Raw genomic sequence first — 17410 nt, forward strand, 5'->3', positions numbered from 1 at the left:
CGCACGCCCCTAACGTCGTTGGAGCTCGAAAGGCGCGCCGCAGTGCTCCGGGCGTCTTCCGCAAACAATGGAGCGCCGGATGCTTCCGACGCCCGCCTGTACGGTCAGCGAGCGGCGGCCATCTTGCGCGATTGCAAGCGTGACGTCGCCTTGGCGCCCCACGACAGCCGGCTCGCCGCCTTCGAAGCGGCGGCTAACACCCTCAGCGCTGCCGTTACTGATCGATGGCTGCCAAAGGCGATCATCGCCGACCGCCTGCAAGAGATCGCGAATGCGCATGGTGCGTTCGGAAAGTCTCCCGAGGAGATCCAGCAGGTCATTTCGGGCGCAGTCGCCAAGATCGACGTCACCCCAATCGCATTGCAGGCAAAGACGCCAAAGCGACGGCTGATCGCCCATCGCGCAAGTGAGCTGGAGCCCGAGAAGCTCGTCTGGGTCTGGCCGGGCCGGGTTCCGGAAGGCAAGCTCGTCTTGCTGGGCGGCCCGCCTGGGCTCGGCAAGAGCCAACTGACGGCGTTCATGGCTGCCACTGTTTCGAACGGGGGCCACTGGCCGTGCGGAGAGGGCTCGACGCGCCAAGGAGAGGTCATCTTCATGTCCGCAGAGGATGGGGTGCAGGACACCATCATCCCGCGCTTGATGGCTGCGGGAGCGGTGCTTGAGCGAGTTCACATCGTGTCGGCGGCAACGAAACCTGATGGGACTGGCAGGAAGACGTTCAGCCTTAAGACCGATGTCGATCTCCTGGAGGAGATGGCCAAGAAGATCGGCTCCGTCCGTCTCATCATCGTGGATCCGATCTCGGCCTATATGGGCGGGAGCGACGGCAATGGTAACGTCGAGACCCGTGAAGTCCTGGAGCCGCTAGCCGACATGGCCAACCGCCTCCGGATTGCTGTGGTCGCCGTGACGCACCTCAACAAGGGTGGTGGTGGTCATCAGAGCGCACTCAACCGGTTCGCCGGCTCGATCGCATTCGTGGCCGCCGCACGCGCGGCCTTCGCGGTGATTGAGGATCCCGAAGACGACGAGCGGCGGTTCTTGCTCCAGGCCAAGAACAATCTTGGCAAGAAGTGCAAGGGGCTGGCCTTCCGGCTCGAGCAGCGCCTGGTGTCGGACGATATCCTTTCGTCGAACGTCATGTTCGAGGGCGAGCACGTCAACGAGTCGATCGACGAGGCGCTGACCGCCTCCGAGAGCCGGAGCTTCAAGAAGGGGGAGCCCAGCGGCAAGGAGGATGTGATGCGATTCCTGCGGGACATCCTGTCGAGCGGTCCGGTGGAGGTTCTGGAGGTCGAACGCCAGGCAAGGGCGGCGGCTTTGTTGGAGGACGACAGACGACTGAGCAAGAGCAAGGTGTTCCGGGACGCGAGGGAGGCGCTCGGCGTGCAAACCACGAGAGAAGGGTTTGGTCCAGGTTCGAAGTTCATCCTCAGCCTGCCGGGCATTTCATTGGCGCCATAGGCGCCCGTCCGAAACAGGGGCGCCAATGGACGAAGAATGGCACCTATGGAGAGGCTGGGTGTGTCATGATCACCTACCGAACTCGCTTGCCAAACTGCAGGCCACATTGGCTGTACCGGTTCGGGTGCGGTGGTCAGGTCTACACGGCGCCATCGAGGATGTTCGTCATGGCGACAAGGTCGGGACCGCCGCCCAGACCAGCGCCCACCCGGCCATCGTCGCCTCATTCCACCTGCAGCATCGCTGCTCAGTAGAGACGATCCAGCACCCTTTGGGTCGTCCGGGCGGCGGCGGTGGCCCGCTGGTCATGTTACCGCCGATGGTCGTTGTGAACCGACTTTGTGAACCCGCTAAGCCTGGTGTGAACCTGTGAAGGGCCTCGGAGCATCTGATTTGGCGTTTTGAGAGAGCAAATCGGGCACAAATCGAACAAAAAGCCACCAGCTTCACACCGGTGAAGATTTGTGAACCGTTCTGTGAAAGTTGATTTTGTGAAGCCACTGTGAAACGCACCGTATTCCGCGCGCTCAACCGGGTAATGGTGGACTTGGTTTAAGAGAATGTCCTTTTAGGTCGTGCCATGCCCTTCCCAGTAAGCCCTTCACCCACAGACGACCCTCGACGGTTCTTGATCCAAGATCCATTTGGGGAACGGCATCCGATCATTTCGCTTTTGGCGATCGACAATCGGACGGACCATGTCTTCGGTTTGGGCACCGCGTTCAGGGTCGATCCCTTTGGCCAGTACCTCACTGCGCAACACGTGCTCGAAGCCTGGTTCAGTCCTGCCCGTCCGCATACGACCGTCGCTGGACTGCTCAATCCCCGACTTGTTTATGGGCTCGGTCCGCTAGGGAACGATCCGTTCGTGACGATCGCGTCCGCGACCGCATTCCGCATGCCACCGGAGGACGCAGTACGTGACGCACTCCTCGGGCAGGATTCCAGCCGCATGACGCTCGACTGCATGACCCTCCGCTTTGCGGACAGTCCGCGCCTGGATGACGTGCGCAATTTCCTTCCACTCAGGCTGACAGGCAGATGGCCCGAGGTCGGCGACGAAGTCATGGCCATAGGATTTCCGGAGCTTGGTCATCTGGATGATCATCCGATTGACAGGGACGTCCTGACCGAGCGCATGTACGGCTCCATCGGCCGAGTAACCGGTGTATTCTCGCAAGGCCGGGAGCATAGGCGCTGGCCAACCTTCAGCGTCGATAGCCTCTGGCCGCGCGGTATGAGCGGCGGGCCGGTATTCAACCAGGATGGCGAAGTGATTGGCTTGGTGAGTTCGAGCGACGAGCCCGGCAGCGACAATGCGCAATCCTATGCCTTTTGGTTCGCGCCGATCCGGCATCTTCAGCGGTACCTTCCGCACATCGACCCAGTAAATCCGGGTTGGGTGCGCGGCTGGGGCGTCCTGAGGAACGCTCCATGGCACTTAGCTGCATTGACCCAGGATCGACCCCGAGCGGAGGAGATCCGCTCCACACTTGGGCCGGGATACGAGGTCCGATTCGGCTCCTTGGGACCAGGATCGGACGATTTCGTGAGCGCTAACTCCAACCCCATGTGAAGCTCGCTTCGGACTAGATGGAAGACGTGGGCATGATTGGCGCCACCTTCGGAAGGCACCTTAGGCGTCTAAGCTGTCCAAGACCTTTAGTGCTCCATCGATCGCATCCTTTGCCTCTCGGAGCAGGGCGTCCGGTTGCTGCTGGAGCGGCCGCTCCAGGTCAACGTCGAAAAACCCACGTAGCAACAGCGAGGCGAGCAGGTCTTCATCGTTTCTTTTAAGGTATGGTTTCAGGGCCTGCAGGATTGCGTTCAGGTTCCTCAAATCGGCTTCGGAAAGGGTTGAGGCTGACATTTCCTCCAGGTTCTGATGCGCAAAACTCTCTCCACTCAGAAGACAGCTCTTTCGGCGTAGACTTCTAAAGCCAATCACCGGTGCGCGTTTTGGCGGGGCCTTCTTTTCGAGGCAATTTTAATAGCTCCGCGGGCCCTACTTGCAAGACAGCCGCGAGCTTCCCGACGATCTTAACGCTGGCGTAGAACGCGCCTTTTTCAAGTTGGCTCAGGGAGCTTCTGCTGACTTCTGCTTCGTAAGCAAGATCATCCTGCGACAACCCCCTTGTCATGTCGCAGCCGGCGGAGATTGATCGCAAATGCCTCTCGCAGATCCGTGCGAGAAACGTGGCTGGGCGTCTAAATTGTGCACCTCGATATATTGAACACTGGATCGCGGACGCTAACTGGCGTTCACGGGCAGAGGCGCCGACAGCCGGGGGCGAAGGCTCGACATGAAATGGTCGATGAAAGGTCATTTCTCCCCGCCGAGACTTATATGCATAACGCTTGGAGCCGCTTATGAGCATCTCGGAGCTGAAAGCGATGGCTCGGAAGCACTGGACGAAGTTCTTGCCCGACAGAGTGCGGAAGCTTCGGGCAGAGGGGGCGCTTGAGGAAGCGCTCCAGGGGGCGGCGCTGTTGGCGCACGAACCGGTTGAAGGCGTTGGGCTATCAAGAGGACGAGGCGCGGGGAGTGGCGCTGCCGATGTTCATCCTGCATCCACCGGAACCGGAGGAGGATGACGAGCAGGCGCAGGAGCTCGTCGCAAAGAGAGGTGGTATCATCAGAACGTGGCGCCATTCCTGACTTGGCAGGATGATGATGAGGATCGTCTAATCAAGTGAGACCGAACTGCCCTCGCCTACGCTCCACCGGCGCCGCCGAACTCTTACACCTCCGTTGCTTCAGACAGCTATTCTGCCTTAGATTGCGCACGAAAGCACCATAACCCGGGGGCGGCGAAGGTGGCCAATGAAGCGTTCGCGCGCGTCAAAATCGACCAACTGCTGAAAGACGCCGAGTGGGCGCTTACCGACAGCCGTAGCGTCCGGTTCGAGTATCCGCTCGATGACGGGGGCAAGGCCGATTATGTGTTGTTCGACCGCCAGGGCCGTGCGCTCGCCGTGCTGGAAGCCAAGAGCACCAGCGTCAACCTGAGCGCGGGAGAAGCGCAGGGCCAGCGCTATGCCGATCAACTGGGCGTGTCCTTCGTGTTTCTCTCGAACGGTGAAGAAATCTGGTTCCGCGACAAGAGCCACGACGCCCATTTCCGCCGCGTCGAGACGGTGTTCAGTCAGGATGACCTCAGCCGCCGGAAAGCTGCGAGCGAGATTCGCCGCAGCCCGCTAGATATCCCGATCGATGCGCGCATCGCGGGCCGCCTTTATCAGAACACCTGCATCGATGTGGTGTGCCGGCAGATTGTCGCCGGGCGCCGCAAGCTGCTGGTCGAGATGGCGACGGGCACCGGCAAAACGCGCACGGCGGCGGCCCTGTTCAAACGCTTGTTCGAGGCGAACTGGACGACGCGCGCCCTGTTCGTGGTCGATCGCAATACGCTCGCGATCCAGACGGAAGACGCCTTCGCTGAGCATCTGCCGCACTTGCCCTGCTATCGCGTGCCGCGCGTCGGCCGTCGCTTCCAGGACGAGAAGCGCGTCACCATCGTCACCCTGCAAACCCTGGTGAACGAGTATGAGAACTACTCGTCCGGCTATTTCGACCTGATCGTTATCGATGAGTGCCACCGCAGCATCTACGGCAAGTGGCGCCGCGCCCTCGATCATTTCGACGGCATCAAGATTGGTCTCACCGCCACGCCCTGCGTCATGCGGGATACGCCGGACGCGGATGAGGAGGACCGCGCCGTCATCCGCGACACCATGCGTTTTTTTGAGGTCGATAGGCCGACCTACAGCTACACCATGGGAGAGGCGATCGCGGACGGGCACCTGGTCCCTTATGAGATTTACCGCGCCATGACGGCGCGCACGGCGGCGACTGAGGGCTTCTCCGTCTCGCGTAGCGAAATTGACTGGGACGCAATGGACGAGGCGACGCGCGCCGAAATGGAAAGGCTGTTTGCGGACCATGATCCGCTGGTTGTCGATCCTACCGCGCTCGAACGCAAATTCACTATCCCTGAACGCAACCGCGCCATGGTGCGCGAGTTCCGCGAAGTGCTGGAGCACGGATATGTTGGCCCGAATGGTGTCCGCCGCGCGCCGGACTGGGGCAAGACCATCGTTTTTGCCGTCACCAAGCGCCATGCCGAAACGCTAGCCCGCCTGTTCGACGACGTCTTCGCCGACAAGAAGCCCACGCCCACCACCCGTTATGCCGATTTCGTCGTCTCGGGCCTCGGGCCGGACGATACCGTCGACGGCGCGGCCAAGATCAAGCGCTTCAAGAAGGAGCATTTCCCGCAAATCCTGGTCAGCGTGAACATGCTGGACACCGGCTTCGACTGCCCGGAGGTACGCAATCTGATCATGGCGCGCTTCACCCATTCGTCGATCCTCTATCAACAAATGCGCGGGCGCGGCACGCGCCAGGCGCAGGGCAAGGATCGTTTCACCATGTGGGACTTCACGGGCGTCACTTTGCGCCACAATGATGACGAAACGCCCCATGAAGGCGGCGTGGTGGTTGTGCGCGCGGCAAAGCCGCCACCGCCCGCGCCCCGCCGGCTGCTCACCCTCGATGTACATGACGAAATCGACCCCTCCACTCGTGAATGGGTGACGGTTGACGAGACCGGCCACGCCTTCATGGACGTGGATGAGGCTCAGGCCGAGGCGCTGGGTGTGGCGTTCGAGACCTGGCTCGATGGACGGGACTTCAACACCGAGCAGCTTCGCCTGCTGCATCTCCTCAAGGAACAGATCAAAGCCAACGCCGCCGACGTGACTCAGTTCGAGAGCTGGCGCTTCGACGCCCCGCCTCTCTCCATGAACGGCGGCTTCGAGCGCGCTCGTGCCGTGTTCGGCGGCGAAGCCGAACTGGAGCGCGTCCTCGCCAGCCTGAACCAGGCCGTGTTCAGTGTTGATTCCCCCGGCGCCGCCCCGGAAGGGCCCACGACGCGCCCCAACAAACCGATCAATTAGAGACCGCCGATGCCCTTCACTCCCGACATGCGCCGCAAGGTCGATCAGATCCGCGACTACCTCTATGGCGGCGGCTATCCCGATCCGCTGTCAAACGCGGAGCAACTGAGCTTCCTGTTCTTTTTCTACATGATCGAGGGGATCGACGCCGCCAACGTTCGTCAGGCCAAGGCGACCAAGCGCGTCTACACCTCACTGTTCGCCGGCGACTGGACGCTGCGGAATCCCCTGAACGCCCCGGCCAAGGGCGTCGAGACCATCCGGCGCGACCGGATGCGCTGGTCCTCGTGGGCCAATGCTATGTCGGGCGAGCAACTTGTTACCTTCGTGCGCGACGAAGTGTTTCCCTTCTTCGCGGAGGTTGGTGACAAATTCGGCATGAGCTTTATGGCGCAGGCGCGCCTTGCCATTGACGAGCCGACTGTCCTCACCCAGGTGGTGACGCTCGTGAACGAGTTGCGCCTCGAGCAGGCCGATCCCGACACCAAGGGCGATTTGTTCGAGCATGTGCTGCGCCAAATCAAGCAGGCGGGTGAGCTCGGCCAGTTCCGTACGCCGCGCCATATCATCCGCGCTATCGTCGATTTGGTCGATCCGAAGATCGGCGAGACCGTCTATGACCCCGCCGCTGGTACCGCCGGTTTCCTGGTCGCGGCCTATGAGCACATCCGCCTCGCCAACTCCTCCGCCAATGGGCGCGAGGTGGCTGAGCTGGAGGGCAAGACGTTCGAGCGCGGTCTCGGCGACAAGCTGAGCGCGGCGCAATGGCGCAAGCTGCAGACCGAGACCTTCTACGGCAACGACGTCGATCCCAAGATGGTCAGCCTCGCCAGCATGAACCTGGCGCTCCGCGGCCTGCCGGACGTGCGCATCCTCAAGCGCAATGTACTGACCACTAGCTTCGACCGTCAGGCCAAAGCCGAGAAGGGACTGCCGCTCGACGGCTATGACGTAATTCTAGCCAACCCGCCCTTCTCGGGCCGGATCGACCGCGACCGCATCGTCGACGACGTGAAGATCGGGACGAGCACCGCGACCGAGCTCCTGTTCGTCAAATATATGATCGACAATCTGAAGCCCGGCGGGCGCTGCGGCGTGGTCGTACCGGAGGGCGTGCTGTTCGGATCCACTGGCGCCCACCGGGAACTGCGCCGTGTCCTGATGCAGAACAACCAGGTGGAAGCGGTGCTGTCGTTGCCCGGCGGTGTATTCCAGCCCTATTCAGGAGTGAAGACCTCTGTGCTGGTCTACCGTCAGGGCGGGCGCACGGATCGGGTGATGTTCCTCCACGCCAGCAATGATGGCTTCAAGCTCGATGCCAATCACGACCAGCCAATCGAGGCGGACGACCTACCCGCCCTAATCGCCGCTTTCAACAGCCGGGAAGAGATGTGGGCGGATTGGCAGGCGCGTGATATGGCCCAGCCGTGGACGGAAAACTGGTGGTTTGCCGATGCCGGCACCATCGAGCGGGAGGACTGGAACCTCTCGGCCTCCCGCTACCGGCCCGAGAGCCGCGAGGCCGCCGAGCATCGCGACCCGCGCGAACTGCTGGAGGAATTACAGGAGGATGTGGAGACAATCCTCGGCGACATTCAGACGTTGGCGGCGGAGCTGCGGGAGTCTGCCGCATGAGCATGCATATGCAGCCCGTGGGAAGACTCCTGGAATTGAGCGACTCCGGCGTCTGGGCGGGAGACGATCCTGTTGGAGGCGTAAGCATCCTTCGCTCCACAAATTTCGGTGAGGGCGGAGAGATCGACTATTCAAACTTGGCTATTAAGGCGGTGCCCGAGAAAGAACGTGTGCGGAAGGCACTACGCCCAGGCGATATTCTCATAGAAAAGTCCGGCGGTGGCCCAAAGCAACCGGTAGGTCGGGTCGCCTACTTCCGGGGAGAAGAGCGAGCCCACGTGTTTGGCAATTTCATCGCGCGCCTGCGGACAAGGCCCGAGGTTTGCGAGCCCAGATATTTGTTCTGGTTCCTGTTCCGCGCTTATGAGAATGGCGTCACGGAGGCGTTTCAAAAGCAAACCACCGGCATCCGAAACCTTGAGCTGAAACGCTATCTCGACGTTGGCATTCCCCTCCCCCCGCTAGAGGAACAGCGGCGGATCGTAAAGCTGCTGGATCGGGCAGCAGAGATCAGGCGCCGCGCCGATGTCGCCCGCGCGAAGATGCGCGCCATCGTCCCAGCCCTTTTCCTCGACACTTTCGGCGACCCAGCGACCAACCCAAAGGGGTGGCCCCGGCGGCCTTTAGGCGAGCTAATAGGCAAAATCGTTGGCGGAAAGAATATTGAAGCGGGTAATGGATCGAGCGCTTATCGAATATTGAAAGTCAGTGCCGTGACCTCGGGGTATTTCCAGCCGGAGGAAGCCAAGCCTGCACCAGATGGATATCAGCCCCCTCCGGAACATCACATCCGCAAGGGCGATTTCCTGTTTTCCCGCGCGAACACGAGGGCTTTGGTGGGAGCGGTCGCGATTGTCGAAAACGACAACACCACTGGATTGCTGCTGCCGGACAAGATTTGGCGTATCGAGTGGCGGCAGGAAACGATCGAACCCCGGTTCGCGTATTCGCTGCTGCGTTCTAACGAAGTCAGACGGATTTTTGCTCAGGTCGCCTCGGGCACGAGCGACAGCATGAAGAATATTTCTCAGAGGAAGCTCGCCAGCATCGAAGTTCCTGTGCCATCTCTCCCGCTCCAACGCACGTTCGCCGAGCAGGCCAAAAGCCTTGAAGCGACCGCCCGCGCCCTCGACGCCGCCGCGGCAAAGGCTGCAGCCATCGCCGCCGCGCTCTCGGCGGAGGTGTTCGGATGAGCAGGACTGATCTTACCGCCACGATTCCAGACTACCAGAGCCTCATGCTGCCGGTGCTGCGTCTAGCCTTGGCGGGCGAGGTCCGGATTGCCGATGTAGTGCATCGCTTGGCAAATGATCTGGCATTGAACGATGAGGCGCGCGCAATCCTGTTGCCGTCCGGTCGCCAGCCTCTTTTCGCCAATCGTGTACATTGGGCTAAAACCTATCTCGCAAAAGCCGGGCTGGTGGAAAGCACGCGGCGTGGGCATTTCCGGATTACGGCCCGGGGGCGAGATGTACTGACCGCGCGGCCGGAACGGATCGACAATCGATTTCTGAGGAGGTTTGAAGAGTTCCGACAGTTCATCGATCGTACGGAATCCTCGCTCGAGGAGGAGTCTCCTCTCGGGACGGACACCGCCGCGGATCAGACGCCGGATGAGATTATGAGGGCCGCGCACCGGCGGATCGATGCCACGCTGGCGCTGGACTTATTAGATCGCGTACGCGCTGCACCACCTGATTTCTTCGAGCGGCTGATCATCAATCTGCTGCTCGCAATGGGTTATGGCGGATCAGCGGCTGAGGCAGGCCGTGCCCTTGGACGCAGTGGTGACGATGGTGTGGATGGCGTGATTGACCAAGATGCGCTCGGTCTCGACCGCGTTTATATCCAGGCAAAGCGATACGCCACCGGCAATACTGTGGGTCCTGGCGCGATCCGCGATTTTTTCGGAAGTCTCGACCGACACAAGGCTGCCAAGGGGCTGTTCGTCACCACCTCAACTTTTACGGCGAGCGCCCAAGAAACTGCCGATTATTTGAGCAAACGCATTGTGCTGATCGATGGCGAATATCTGACGCGCCTCATGATCCGGCACAATATCGGCTGCCGCATCGAGGAAACCCTTCACGTCAAGAAAATTGATGAGGACTTCTTTGAATAGAGAATACGGTGACCAATCGTCACAAGGGGCAATTTAGAAGCTTAGGAGGGGAGCGCGACCATGCCGGTGCGCAAGCGGGGGAATAAGCTCGAGCGATGGGAGATCGCCCTTATCAAGGCGATGGTCGCCGATGGTCGCTGGCCGAACGATCAGGACATTCTCGCGTATTTTACGCGCCCCACACGCTCCATCAATCACCGTGCCATTAGCGAAATCCGCACGGGCGCGAAACACGCCACAACCAAATCCGCTGTGCCCGAGGACCTAGACGAATTTCTCGCGTCATGGCCGGCGATCGACGCCGAGACCGGCCTGTCCCTTCAGGGCGACGAACTGTTGATAAAGGCGCGCGAGGCGATGATCGCGGCGGTCCACACGTTCAACAGCGCCGGACTAACCTTTCGCGCGGAGCTGTTCATCGTCACCGCCGTAATTGCCTGGACCTACTTGTTGCACGCCTGGTTCAAGCGCGAGGGCATCGACTATCGTCACACGAAGAACCAAAATGGGCAGAAATTCGTGGTCAAGACGCCGAGCGGCGCGGATAAGTTCTGGGAGTTGGGCCAATGCCTTAAACATGCACGTTGTCCGCTCGAACAAGGGGCGAAGGACAATCTGGCCTTCCTTCTCGAACTACGACATGAGATCGAGCACCGATCGACCAATCGCATCGACGATGCCGTCAGCGCTAAGCTCCAAGCCTGCTGCATTAACTTCAATGAGGCCATCAAGCAAATGTTCGGTGCACAATATGCCCTTGAACGCCGCCTGCCGATCGCCCTACAGTTCGTGACTTTCAGTCCCGATCAGCGCGCGATCCTGAAGAAAGCCGGCGGGCTACCGCGCAATGTCGGCGCGATGATGAATGAGTTCGAGGGGCGTTTGACCGCCGAGCAGCAGGCCGATCCACGCTATGCCTTCCGCGTCTTCATGGTGGGCAGGACAGCCAACCGCGCGCCTAACGCTGATCTGGCCGTGGAGATCGTGCCACCAGGATCCGAGGTGGCCGAAAAATTCAACATCGCCCTCAAAGAGGTCGAGAAGAAGAAATATCTACCGAGTGAGATCGTGACGCAGATGAAAGCCGAGGGCTGGGATCGGTTCACCATGGACAGTCACACGAAGCTCTGGAAGACGCTCGACGCGAAGAAGTCGGCAAAGGGATATGGCACCATCGCGATCGGCAAAACTTGGTGCTGGTACGAAACTTGGCTGAATCGAGTACGGGAGGAGTGCGAACGGAGCCCCGAAAAATACCGAACCGCTTCGGCTGGTAATGCCGGGGCTCATCTGGAGCAGACGGCGCAGATCGTCTGAGCCGCTCAGGACCGCGGTGCCTATTGATTCATCGCCTGCTCTTCTCCTGCCGTCGCTGGTCAATGCAATCGTTGTCGGCTTCGTCGAGCAGCCCAATTGCCTTGTCGATGGCCTGCTCTCTCTTGAGAGACCCCGCAGTAATGGATTGGAGATCGATAAGTGCGCGAGAGATCACCACGCACTCCTCATCCTCATGGACTTCCTGCGGATCAGGCCCTTCGAGGTCATAGTGATCGAACCGGCCGGCATTCGACGCTAAAGTCATCAGGTGAAAGGCGCAAACGGCGATAGGAAGTCTCACCACTCAATTCTCTATTTGCAGGAAGTGCCTTTCAGCCCACCTTTCGCGCGCTGCTCCGCGCAAAAGGCCGCGACCGCGGCCGCCTTTTCGAGTTCCGCCTTCGTGGGCTTGCTCGGAAAACGTGAATTGACGATGCCGCCAATGTCGAAGTCCCCGCCAACCTTTACCAGTACGACGATGACGCAGAAGGCGACCATGGTCGCGCCCATCGCCGTTGCGACGATCGTTGTGCTGTCAGGCTTCCGATTCCGGAAGATGAAGCGCTGGATCAGGTAGCCGCTGTACAGCCATATGGTGCACGCTGCCGCAATGATCGCCCCGGCGATGAACTGCTGAAAGACCCCGCTGGTCATGGCTCGTGGCAGATCGTGTTGGAGATGTCGCCCACGCGAACGGTGTCGCAGAGGGTGACGCGGCCTCTCAGGGGAGCCGGTCCAATCACCTCATCGTTCTGTCCGAAGTCCGGCCTGGGCCGCGCGCGGCGCCGCTCCGCCTCGATCAGGGCTCTACGTTCCGCGCGCAGGCGGCGGATACTGATATCCTGCTGCAACATCTCCTCTTCGTGTGCAGCTCGGTAACTCTCGATCTGTTGTCGAGTTAACCACTCGATCAAATCTTCCGCGGCGGCGGGCACCGGAGCAAAACCGAGAAGGCAGGTCACGCCGAGCGCGGCGCGGGCCGCGCGAAAGGTCGCAAACATTCTATGGCCCCGCCATCATTCCGGACAGCAACAGCTTAGTGCCCTTCGATCGCTTTGTTCAATATATCGAGGTGCAGATTTTGAACAGATGGCTTCGCTTCTCGCATGGACCTGCGAGAGGTGTTTGCAACCAATCTTCGCCGGCTGCGGCACGCCAAGGGGCTTTCGCAGGACGACCTCGCATATGAAGCGGAAGTGAGCCGGAGCTATCTAAGCCAACTTGAGAAGGGCGCGTTCTATGCAAGCCTCAAGATCGTGGGTAAGCTCGCAGCCGTACTCCACGTCGAGCCTGCCGAGCTGCTGAAGCTGCCGGCGACAAAGCCCGAACGAGGCAAGCGCAAATAGATCGGCCGTAAAGTTTGTTGGCCTTTCTGTTGGCCTTTCGAAGAATCGCGCGGAAATACGCAAGTAATATCAAATTGATATTAGTAAAGTGAGGTGCCCTCTTGCGCACCAGCGCTCAAGATTTCATCCGATCACCCGCAAACGGGCGTTTGACCAGCGCGTCAGCCTTCATGAAGGTTCGTTCAGCTGGGGTGATCGCGATCACATAATCTCAGACATGACTTCCCTAACGTCCCCGGCACGCAAACACGGGGAGACTTCACATGCGCAAGATCATTCTGATTGCCGCCATGCTCCTGGCTTCTGGGTCTGCCCAGGCAGGCGGGTCTCGCAGTTTGTCCTTGGCCGCGGCAGGTGAGCAGAGCTCCGCTCCGCAAACCACGACGACGTCGGCGACCACTGTCACGACGCAGCTGAGCGAAGCCGCACCAGCCACCGAGGCTCAGAAATATTACGATCGTCCGCCGGCGGTATCGCTCGCGGCGCCGGCTCCAGTGACCGCTCCGGCGGTGACCACACCCGCGACGACCTCCGCGCCGGTCACGACGACAAAGCCAGCCGCCAGCACCACGGCAAGAGCCGACAAGCCGAAGCACAAGCGCAGCTGGACCGAGCGCCTCATCATCAGCGAGCTGCATCGCCACGGCATCTACTGGTAAGCCGCAGACCTGTACCTCAATCTCGCCGTCATGCCCGGGCTTGACCCGGGCATCCACGCTTTCGCCGCTGATCCAAAAACGTGGATGGCCGGGACAAGCCCGGCCATGACGCAAGAGTTTTGGATTGGACCAATCGCGCCTTACTGCGTAACCGTCTGCACCACGCTCGAGATCGGGCGTGCATTCGTGCCGGCGGTCGGCACCTTCATGTCCTTCATCAGCGCCTCGTCATATTCCGGCAGCGTCTGGAGCGTCGCCTTGGCCTTCATCTGCACGACCTTGTAGCCGCCGGCCTTGAGCCGCGCGAGCAGCGCCGGCATGGCTTCGCCGGTGTGCTTCTGGAAATCGTGCATCAGGATGATGCCCTTGCCGAGCTTGTCGAGCCTGGTCATCACCGTCTCGACGATCTTCTCCGGCGTGGCACCTTTCCTGAAGTCGAAGGAATCGATGTCGGTCGAGAACATCGCGACGTTGCGGGTGCCGAAATAGGTCACCATCGCGGGATTGTGCTGGAGCTGCGGAAAGCGGAAAAACGGCGCCGGGTTGGTGCCGAGCGCGAATCTCACCGCGCTGAAGCCCTTCTCGACCTCGTCCTTGACCTGCTGCTCGGTCATCTTCTTGCTGTTGAGGTTGACGTGCGACCAGGTGTGCGTGCCGACCGTGTGGCCCTGGGCCAGCACCTGTTTCAGGATTTCCGGATGATAAGTCGCGTGCTTGCCGACCGAGAAGAACAGGCCCTTGGTGCATTCGTCGGCGAGCGCCTTCAGCACCGCGGGCGTGTTGATCGGCCACGGACCGTCGTCGAAGGTCAGCACGACCTCCTTGTCGGTGAGGAAGTCGAACTGCTTGAAGTGCTCGAAGCCGAAGCCGGGACCGCCCGTGGTATCGATCTCGACGACGCGGGACACACCCAACGCGTTCGGATTGGCGCAGGCCTGCTTCGGCTGCATCGGCATGACCGGGGCGGGCGCAGGTGCCGGAGCGGCTGCCGTGGGCTTGGCCGCGATGGCCGCGGTGGTCTCGACGTCATCCCTGGCGGCGAGCTTCGCCTGTGCCGGCAGTTGATCGGCGGCACGAGCGGCAACTGTCTTGGGAGCGCCCTGGTCGGCGCGCGCGGAATAATAGAACCAACCGCCGGCGGCGATCACGACCGCCGCAACTACACTGGCCAGCATCAGGCCCAACGCATTACGCATCGCTACTCTTTCCAATTACGCAACCAAACCAGCGGAATCTTCCGCGCGACCAGCTATTAATGCGAAGTAAGAGTTAACGCGACACCAACACGACGGCGGCTGCGGAGGAATTTCAACGGGGTGCGCCAAAGTGACCGTGATCACAGAGGATGGGTCTCCCGTGAGCGTCATCACAGTGGAAACGGTTTTGCCGGAGCATCGTGGCTCCCATCGACAACCGGCCCGCTTTGCGCGGAGCCAATGGGAGCTTCAAATGACCAGGTCTCTGAATACCAAGCCGTTTACCAGCAAGATCCGCGACACCAGCCTGGCTCTGGGCTTTGCCGCCATCGTCTCGATCGCTTCGACGAGTTCGAGCTTCGCCTTCTCGGCCGAGGCGCAGCAGATGTGCACCGGCGATGCCTTCCGCCTGTGCTCGGCGGAGATCCCCAACATCCCGAAGATCACGGCGTGCATGATCAAGCATCGCTCGGATCTGAGCGCCGGCTGCCGCGCGGTGATGGACAAGAACCTCGCCAAGGGCGCCTCGCGCAAGGTCGCTGACGCCCAGGACAGGCAGTAAGAGCGGGCAACCGAGATCGTTGCGTCGGTCAGCTCCCCTCGCGATGTGCCCCGGCGTCAAGCCGGGGCCCTCGCGGCGGCGCTCGTCCCGCCCGGCCACAAAGCCGTTGCAGCCCCGGGATCGTCGCACTAGCTTCGCCCGCAGATCTTTCCGGGTAAGAGGCATTACGCGATGACCAGATTTCTTTTCATCATCCCTTTGCTCATGTTCGCATCGGGCGCGTCGGCGCAGCAGCTGGGTCAAGACGCTTGCGCGCGTGACGTCACGCGCTTCTGCCGCGCCGTCATGAACAATGGCGATGGCGCCGTGCTCGCTTGCCTGAAGCAGCACCGCACCCGCCTCAGCAAGGCCTGCGATAAGGTGCTGACGGATCACGGACAGTAAACGCCATTCCGGGCTCGCGTTTCGCACGCCCCGGAATGACAGCACCTACGTGCTGCTGCCCGCAGCGGTCGCAACCACCGGCAGCACCTCGCCATCGGCGCGGTCCGGCGTCTCGTCCTTCCAGCGCACCGAACCGAACGGGCGCTCGAGCATGCGGCGGATCCGCACCGGCTCGGGGCCGATGTGGAAATCGATCGCCTGCTGATGCAATGCGCGTTCGGACTGCGTCGAGCGGTTGCGCTGGCGCAGGTAGTCGAACCAGGTCGGGCAGTGATAGCGCTCGGTCCACAATTCGGGATCGGCAATGTCGCGCGCGATCGACCAGCCATAGGCGCCGTTGCGCTGTCGCGAGAGCTGCACGTCCTGCATCACGTTGTGGAACGCGCGCGCATTTTCCTGCGCGACGCGATATTCGATCTCGACCACAAGGGGCCCGCTGCGCCCCGTCAGCGACAGCTTCACCTCGGGATCGGCCAGCATGTCCGCATCCTCGTTGCGGGCGCCGACGCGCGGCATCGTGAGCCAGATGCCGAGCACCGGCGAGATCAGCATCAGGCCGGCCGCCGTCAGCAATGCGATCTCGACGCCGGCATAGTCGGTGAGACGGCCCCAGCCCCAGGCGCCGATCGCGATGCCGCCGGCGATCGCGGCCTGGAACGCCGCAAGCGAGCGGCCCGCGACCCAGCGCGGTGCCGACAGCTGCACGCCGATGTTGAACAGCGCGATCGCAGCCATCCAGACCGCGCCGGCCAAGACCAGCGCCGTTGCCGTCAACACCGGCTCGCTGCTCACCGCGAGGGCGGCCATCGCGAAGGCCATCGAGATGGTGCAGGCGCGGATCGCGGCCTCGCCGCTCATGCGCTTGCGCAATTCGTGGATGTTGAGTGCGCCGATCACCGCGCCCATGCCGAAGGCGCCGAGCATGATGCCGTAGGTCTGCGCGCCGCCGTGCAGGAGGTCGCGCGCGACCAGCGGCATCAAGGCCATCACGGCGCCGCCGATCAGGCCCATCACCAGCGTGCGCAACAGCACGATCTTGATCGGCGGCGAATTGGTGATGTAGCGCGCGCCCGAGACCATGGCACGGTTGAGCTTCTCCCGCGGCAGGCGCGAGGGCTCAGTGCTGCGGCGCCAGAGCAGCAGCACGACCAGCAGCGGCAGATAGAGGATCGCATTGCAGGCGAACGCGGCCACGGCGCCGAGTGCAGCGACGATGACGCCGCCGACCGCAGGACCGAAGCTGCGCGCGATGTTGTAGCTGATGCCGTTGAGCGCCACCGCGGACGCCAATGCCTCGGGCGGCACCTGTTCGCTGACCGAGGACTGCCAGGCCGGGCCGAACAGCGCATTGCCGCTGCCGACGACGAAGCAGAAGACGAGCAACGATTCGGGGGTGATCAGGTTGAGGCCGGCCAGCACGGTGAGCGCGCTCGCGCCGGTCAGCGCGATCGACAGCGAGACCAGGGTGACGATGCGGCGGTCATACATGTCGGCGATGGCGCCGGCGGGCATCGAGATCAACATGATCGGCAGCATCAGTGCGGTCTGCACCAGTGCCACCTTGTCGGCCGAGGCGGCCATCTGCGTCATCGCCCAGGCCGCGCCTACGCCTTGGATCAGGAGGCCGAGATTGGAGAGCAGGCTGGCGAGCCAGATGCGCCGGAACAATGTGTACCGCAGGGGGGCGGTGATGCCGTCGCCGGCAAATGTCTGGCGGTTCGTCTGCTCGGTCATATCCCCTTCCAAATCGGGTGTCAGAACTGGCT

18 protein-coding genes are annotated in these 17410 nt (G+C 61.6%); 11 read left to right on the forward strand and 7 right to left on the reverse strand.

Going from position 1 to position 17410, the window contains the following annotated elements; translation table 11 throughout:
- Positions 1-123: 123 nt before the first annotated feature.
- Entirely contained in the window at positions 124-1464 is a 1341-nt protein-coding gene (locus ACM42_RS16410; protein WP_271528896.1) for an AAA family ATPase, read from the forward strand.
- Between the two features lie 628 nt (positions 1465-2092).
- Positions 2093-3040, forward strand: coding sequence for a S1 family peptidase (locus ACM42_RS16415; RefSeq protein ID WP_271528898.1), 948 nt, complete (start codon positions 2093-2095; stop codon positions 3038-3040).
- Positions 3041-3100: 60 nt separating this feature from the next.
- Here ACM42_RS16415 and ACM42_RS16420 read toward each other — a convergent pair whose 3' ends face one another.
- Positions 3101-3334 carry a hypothetical protein gene (locus ACM42_RS16420; protein ID WP_271528900.1) on the reverse strand — a complete coding sequence of 78 codons (234 nt, stop codon included), beginning with the start codon at positions 3332-3334 and terminating at the stop codon, positions 3101-3103.
- A gap of 64 nt (positions 3335-3398) precedes the next feature.
- The gene (locus tag ACM42_RS38500; RefSeq protein ID WP_333921688.1) at positions 3399-3842 is read right to left on the reverse strand and encodes a helix-turn-helix domain-containing protein; all 444 of its coding nucleotides are present in this window, start codon (positions 3840-3842) and stop codon (positions 3399-3401) included.
- A gap of 439 nt (positions 3843-4281) precedes the next feature.
- Here ACM42_RS38500 and ACM42_RS16430 point away from each other — a divergent pair, with 439 nt between their 5' ends.
- Genes ACM42_RS16430 through ACM42_RS16450 form a run of 5 tightly spaced genes read left to right on the forward strand, consistent with a single transcriptional unit; the run spans position 4282 to position 11497 of the window.
- Positions 4282-6423, forward strand: a complete 2142-nt coding sequence (locus tag ACM42_RS16430; protein WP_271528902.1) for a DEAD/DEAH box helicase family protein — start codon at positions 4282-4284, stop codon at positions 6421-6423.
- Positions 6424-6432: 9 nt separating this feature from the next.
- Entirely contained in the window at positions 6433-8058 is a 1626-nt protein-coding gene (locus ACM42_RS16435; RefSeq protein WP_271528904.1) for an HsdM family class I SAM-dependent methyltransferase, read from the forward strand.
- The gene (locus ACM42_RS16440; RefSeq protein WP_271528906.1) at positions 8055-9251 is read left to right on the forward strand and encodes a restriction endonuclease subunit S; all 1197 of its coding nucleotides are present in this window, start codon (positions 8055-8057) and stop codon (positions 9249-9251) included. Before ACM42_RS16435 ends, ACM42_RS16440 begins: the two co-directional genes overlap by 4 nt.
- Positions 9248-10180 carry a restriction endonuclease gene (locus ACM42_RS16445; protein ID WP_271528908.1) on the forward strand — a complete coding sequence of 311 codons (933 nt, stop codon included), beginning with the start codon at positions 9248-9250 and terminating at the stop codon, positions 10178-10180. Before ACM42_RS16440 ends, ACM42_RS16445 begins: the two co-directional genes overlap by 4 nt.
- A gap of 60 nt (positions 10181-10240) precedes the next feature.
- Positions 10241-11497: a DUF3644 domain-containing protein gene (locus ACM42_RS16450; protein WP_271528910.1), complete on the forward strand. Its 1257-nt coding sequence runs from the start codon at positions 10241-10243 to the stop codon at positions 11495-11497.
- A gap of 28 nt (positions 11498-11525) precedes the next feature.
- Here ACM42_RS16450 and ACM42_RS16455 read toward each other — a convergent pair whose 3' ends face one another.
- The 3 genes from ACM42_RS16455 to ACM42_RS16465 are packed head-to-tail and all read right to left on the reverse strand — an operon-like array spanning position 11526 to position 12498.
- The gene (locus tag ACM42_RS16455) at positions 11526-11801 is read right to left on the reverse strand and encodes a hypothetical protein (RefSeq protein WP_271528912.1); all 276 of its coding nucleotides are present in this window, start codon (positions 11799-11801) and stop codon (positions 11526-11528) included.
- 8 nt (positions 11802-11809) lie between these two features.
- Positions 11810-12151, reverse strand: a complete 342-nt coding sequence (locus ACM42_RS16460; protein ID WP_271528914.1) for a hypothetical protein — start codon at positions 12149-12151, stop codon at positions 11810-11812.
- Positions 12148-12498 carry a hypothetical protein gene (locus ACM42_RS16465; RefSeq protein ID WP_271528915.1) on the reverse strand — a complete coding sequence of 117 codons (351 nt, stop codon included), beginning with the start codon at positions 12496-12498 and terminating at the stop codon, positions 12148-12150. The genes ACM42_RS16460 and ACM42_RS16465 overlap by 4 nt, the downstream gene beginning before the upstream one ends.
- 105 nt (positions 12499-12603) lie before the next feature.
- Between ACM42_RS16465 and ACM42_RS16470 the strand changes: the two genes are divergently transcribed.
- Together ACM42_RS16470 and ACM42_RS16475 are read left to right on the forward strand one after the other, a co-directional pair.
- Positions 12604-12843 carry a helix-turn-helix domain-containing protein gene (locus ACM42_RS16470; RefSeq protein ID WP_271528916.1) on the forward strand — a complete coding sequence of 80 codons (240 nt, stop codon included), beginning with the start codon at positions 12604-12606 and terminating at the stop codon, positions 12841-12843.
- A 263-nt stretch (positions 12844-13106) separates the two neighbouring features.
- The gene (locus ACM42_RS16475; protein ID WP_271528917.1) at positions 13107-13502 is read left to right on the forward strand and encodes a hypothetical protein; all 396 of its coding nucleotides are present in this window, start codon (positions 13107-13109) and stop codon (positions 13500-13502) included.
- 140 nt (positions 13503-13642) lie between these two features.
- On the opposite strand, the gene ACM42_RS16480 is transcribed toward ACM42_RS16475, so the two are convergent.
- Complete coding sequence (locus ACM42_RS16480; protein WP_271528918.1) at positions 13643-14698, reverse strand: polysaccharide deacetylase family protein; 1056 nt, start codon at positions 14696-14698, stop codon at positions 13643-13645.
- 253 nt (positions 14699-14951) lie between these two features.
- Here ACM42_RS16480 and ACM42_RS16485 point away from each other — a divergent pair, with 253 nt between their 5' ends.
- Together ACM42_RS16485 and ACM42_RS16490 are read left to right on the forward strand one after the other, a co-directional pair.
- Positions 14952-15260 (forward strand): hypothetical protein, encoded by a 309-nt coding sequence (locus ACM42_RS16485; protein ID WP_271528919.1) that lies wholly within the window; start codon positions 14952-14954, stop codon positions 15258-15260.
- A 171-nt stretch (positions 15261-15431) separates the two neighbouring features.
- Entirely contained in the window at positions 15432-15644 is a 213-nt protein-coding gene (locus ACM42_RS16490; protein WP_239628767.1) for a cysteine rich repeat-containing protein, read from the forward strand.
- A 45-nt stretch (positions 15645-15689) separates the two neighbouring features.
- On the opposite strand, the gene ACM42_RS16495 is transcribed toward ACM42_RS16490, so the two are convergent.
- Positions 15690-17378 (reverse strand): MFS transporter, encoded by a 1689-nt coding sequence (locus ACM42_RS16495; RefSeq protein ID WP_271528921.1) that lies wholly within the window; start codon positions 17376-17378, stop codon positions 15690-15692.
- Positions 17379-17410 lie beyond the last annotated feature (32 nt).

Origin of the sequence: Bradyrhizobium sp. CCBAU 25338 (assembly GCF_028128965.1) — a bacterium.
Lineage (GTDB): Bacteria > Pseudomonadota > Alphaproteobacteria > Rhizobiales > Xanthobacteraceae > Bradyrhizobium > Bradyrhizobium liaoningense.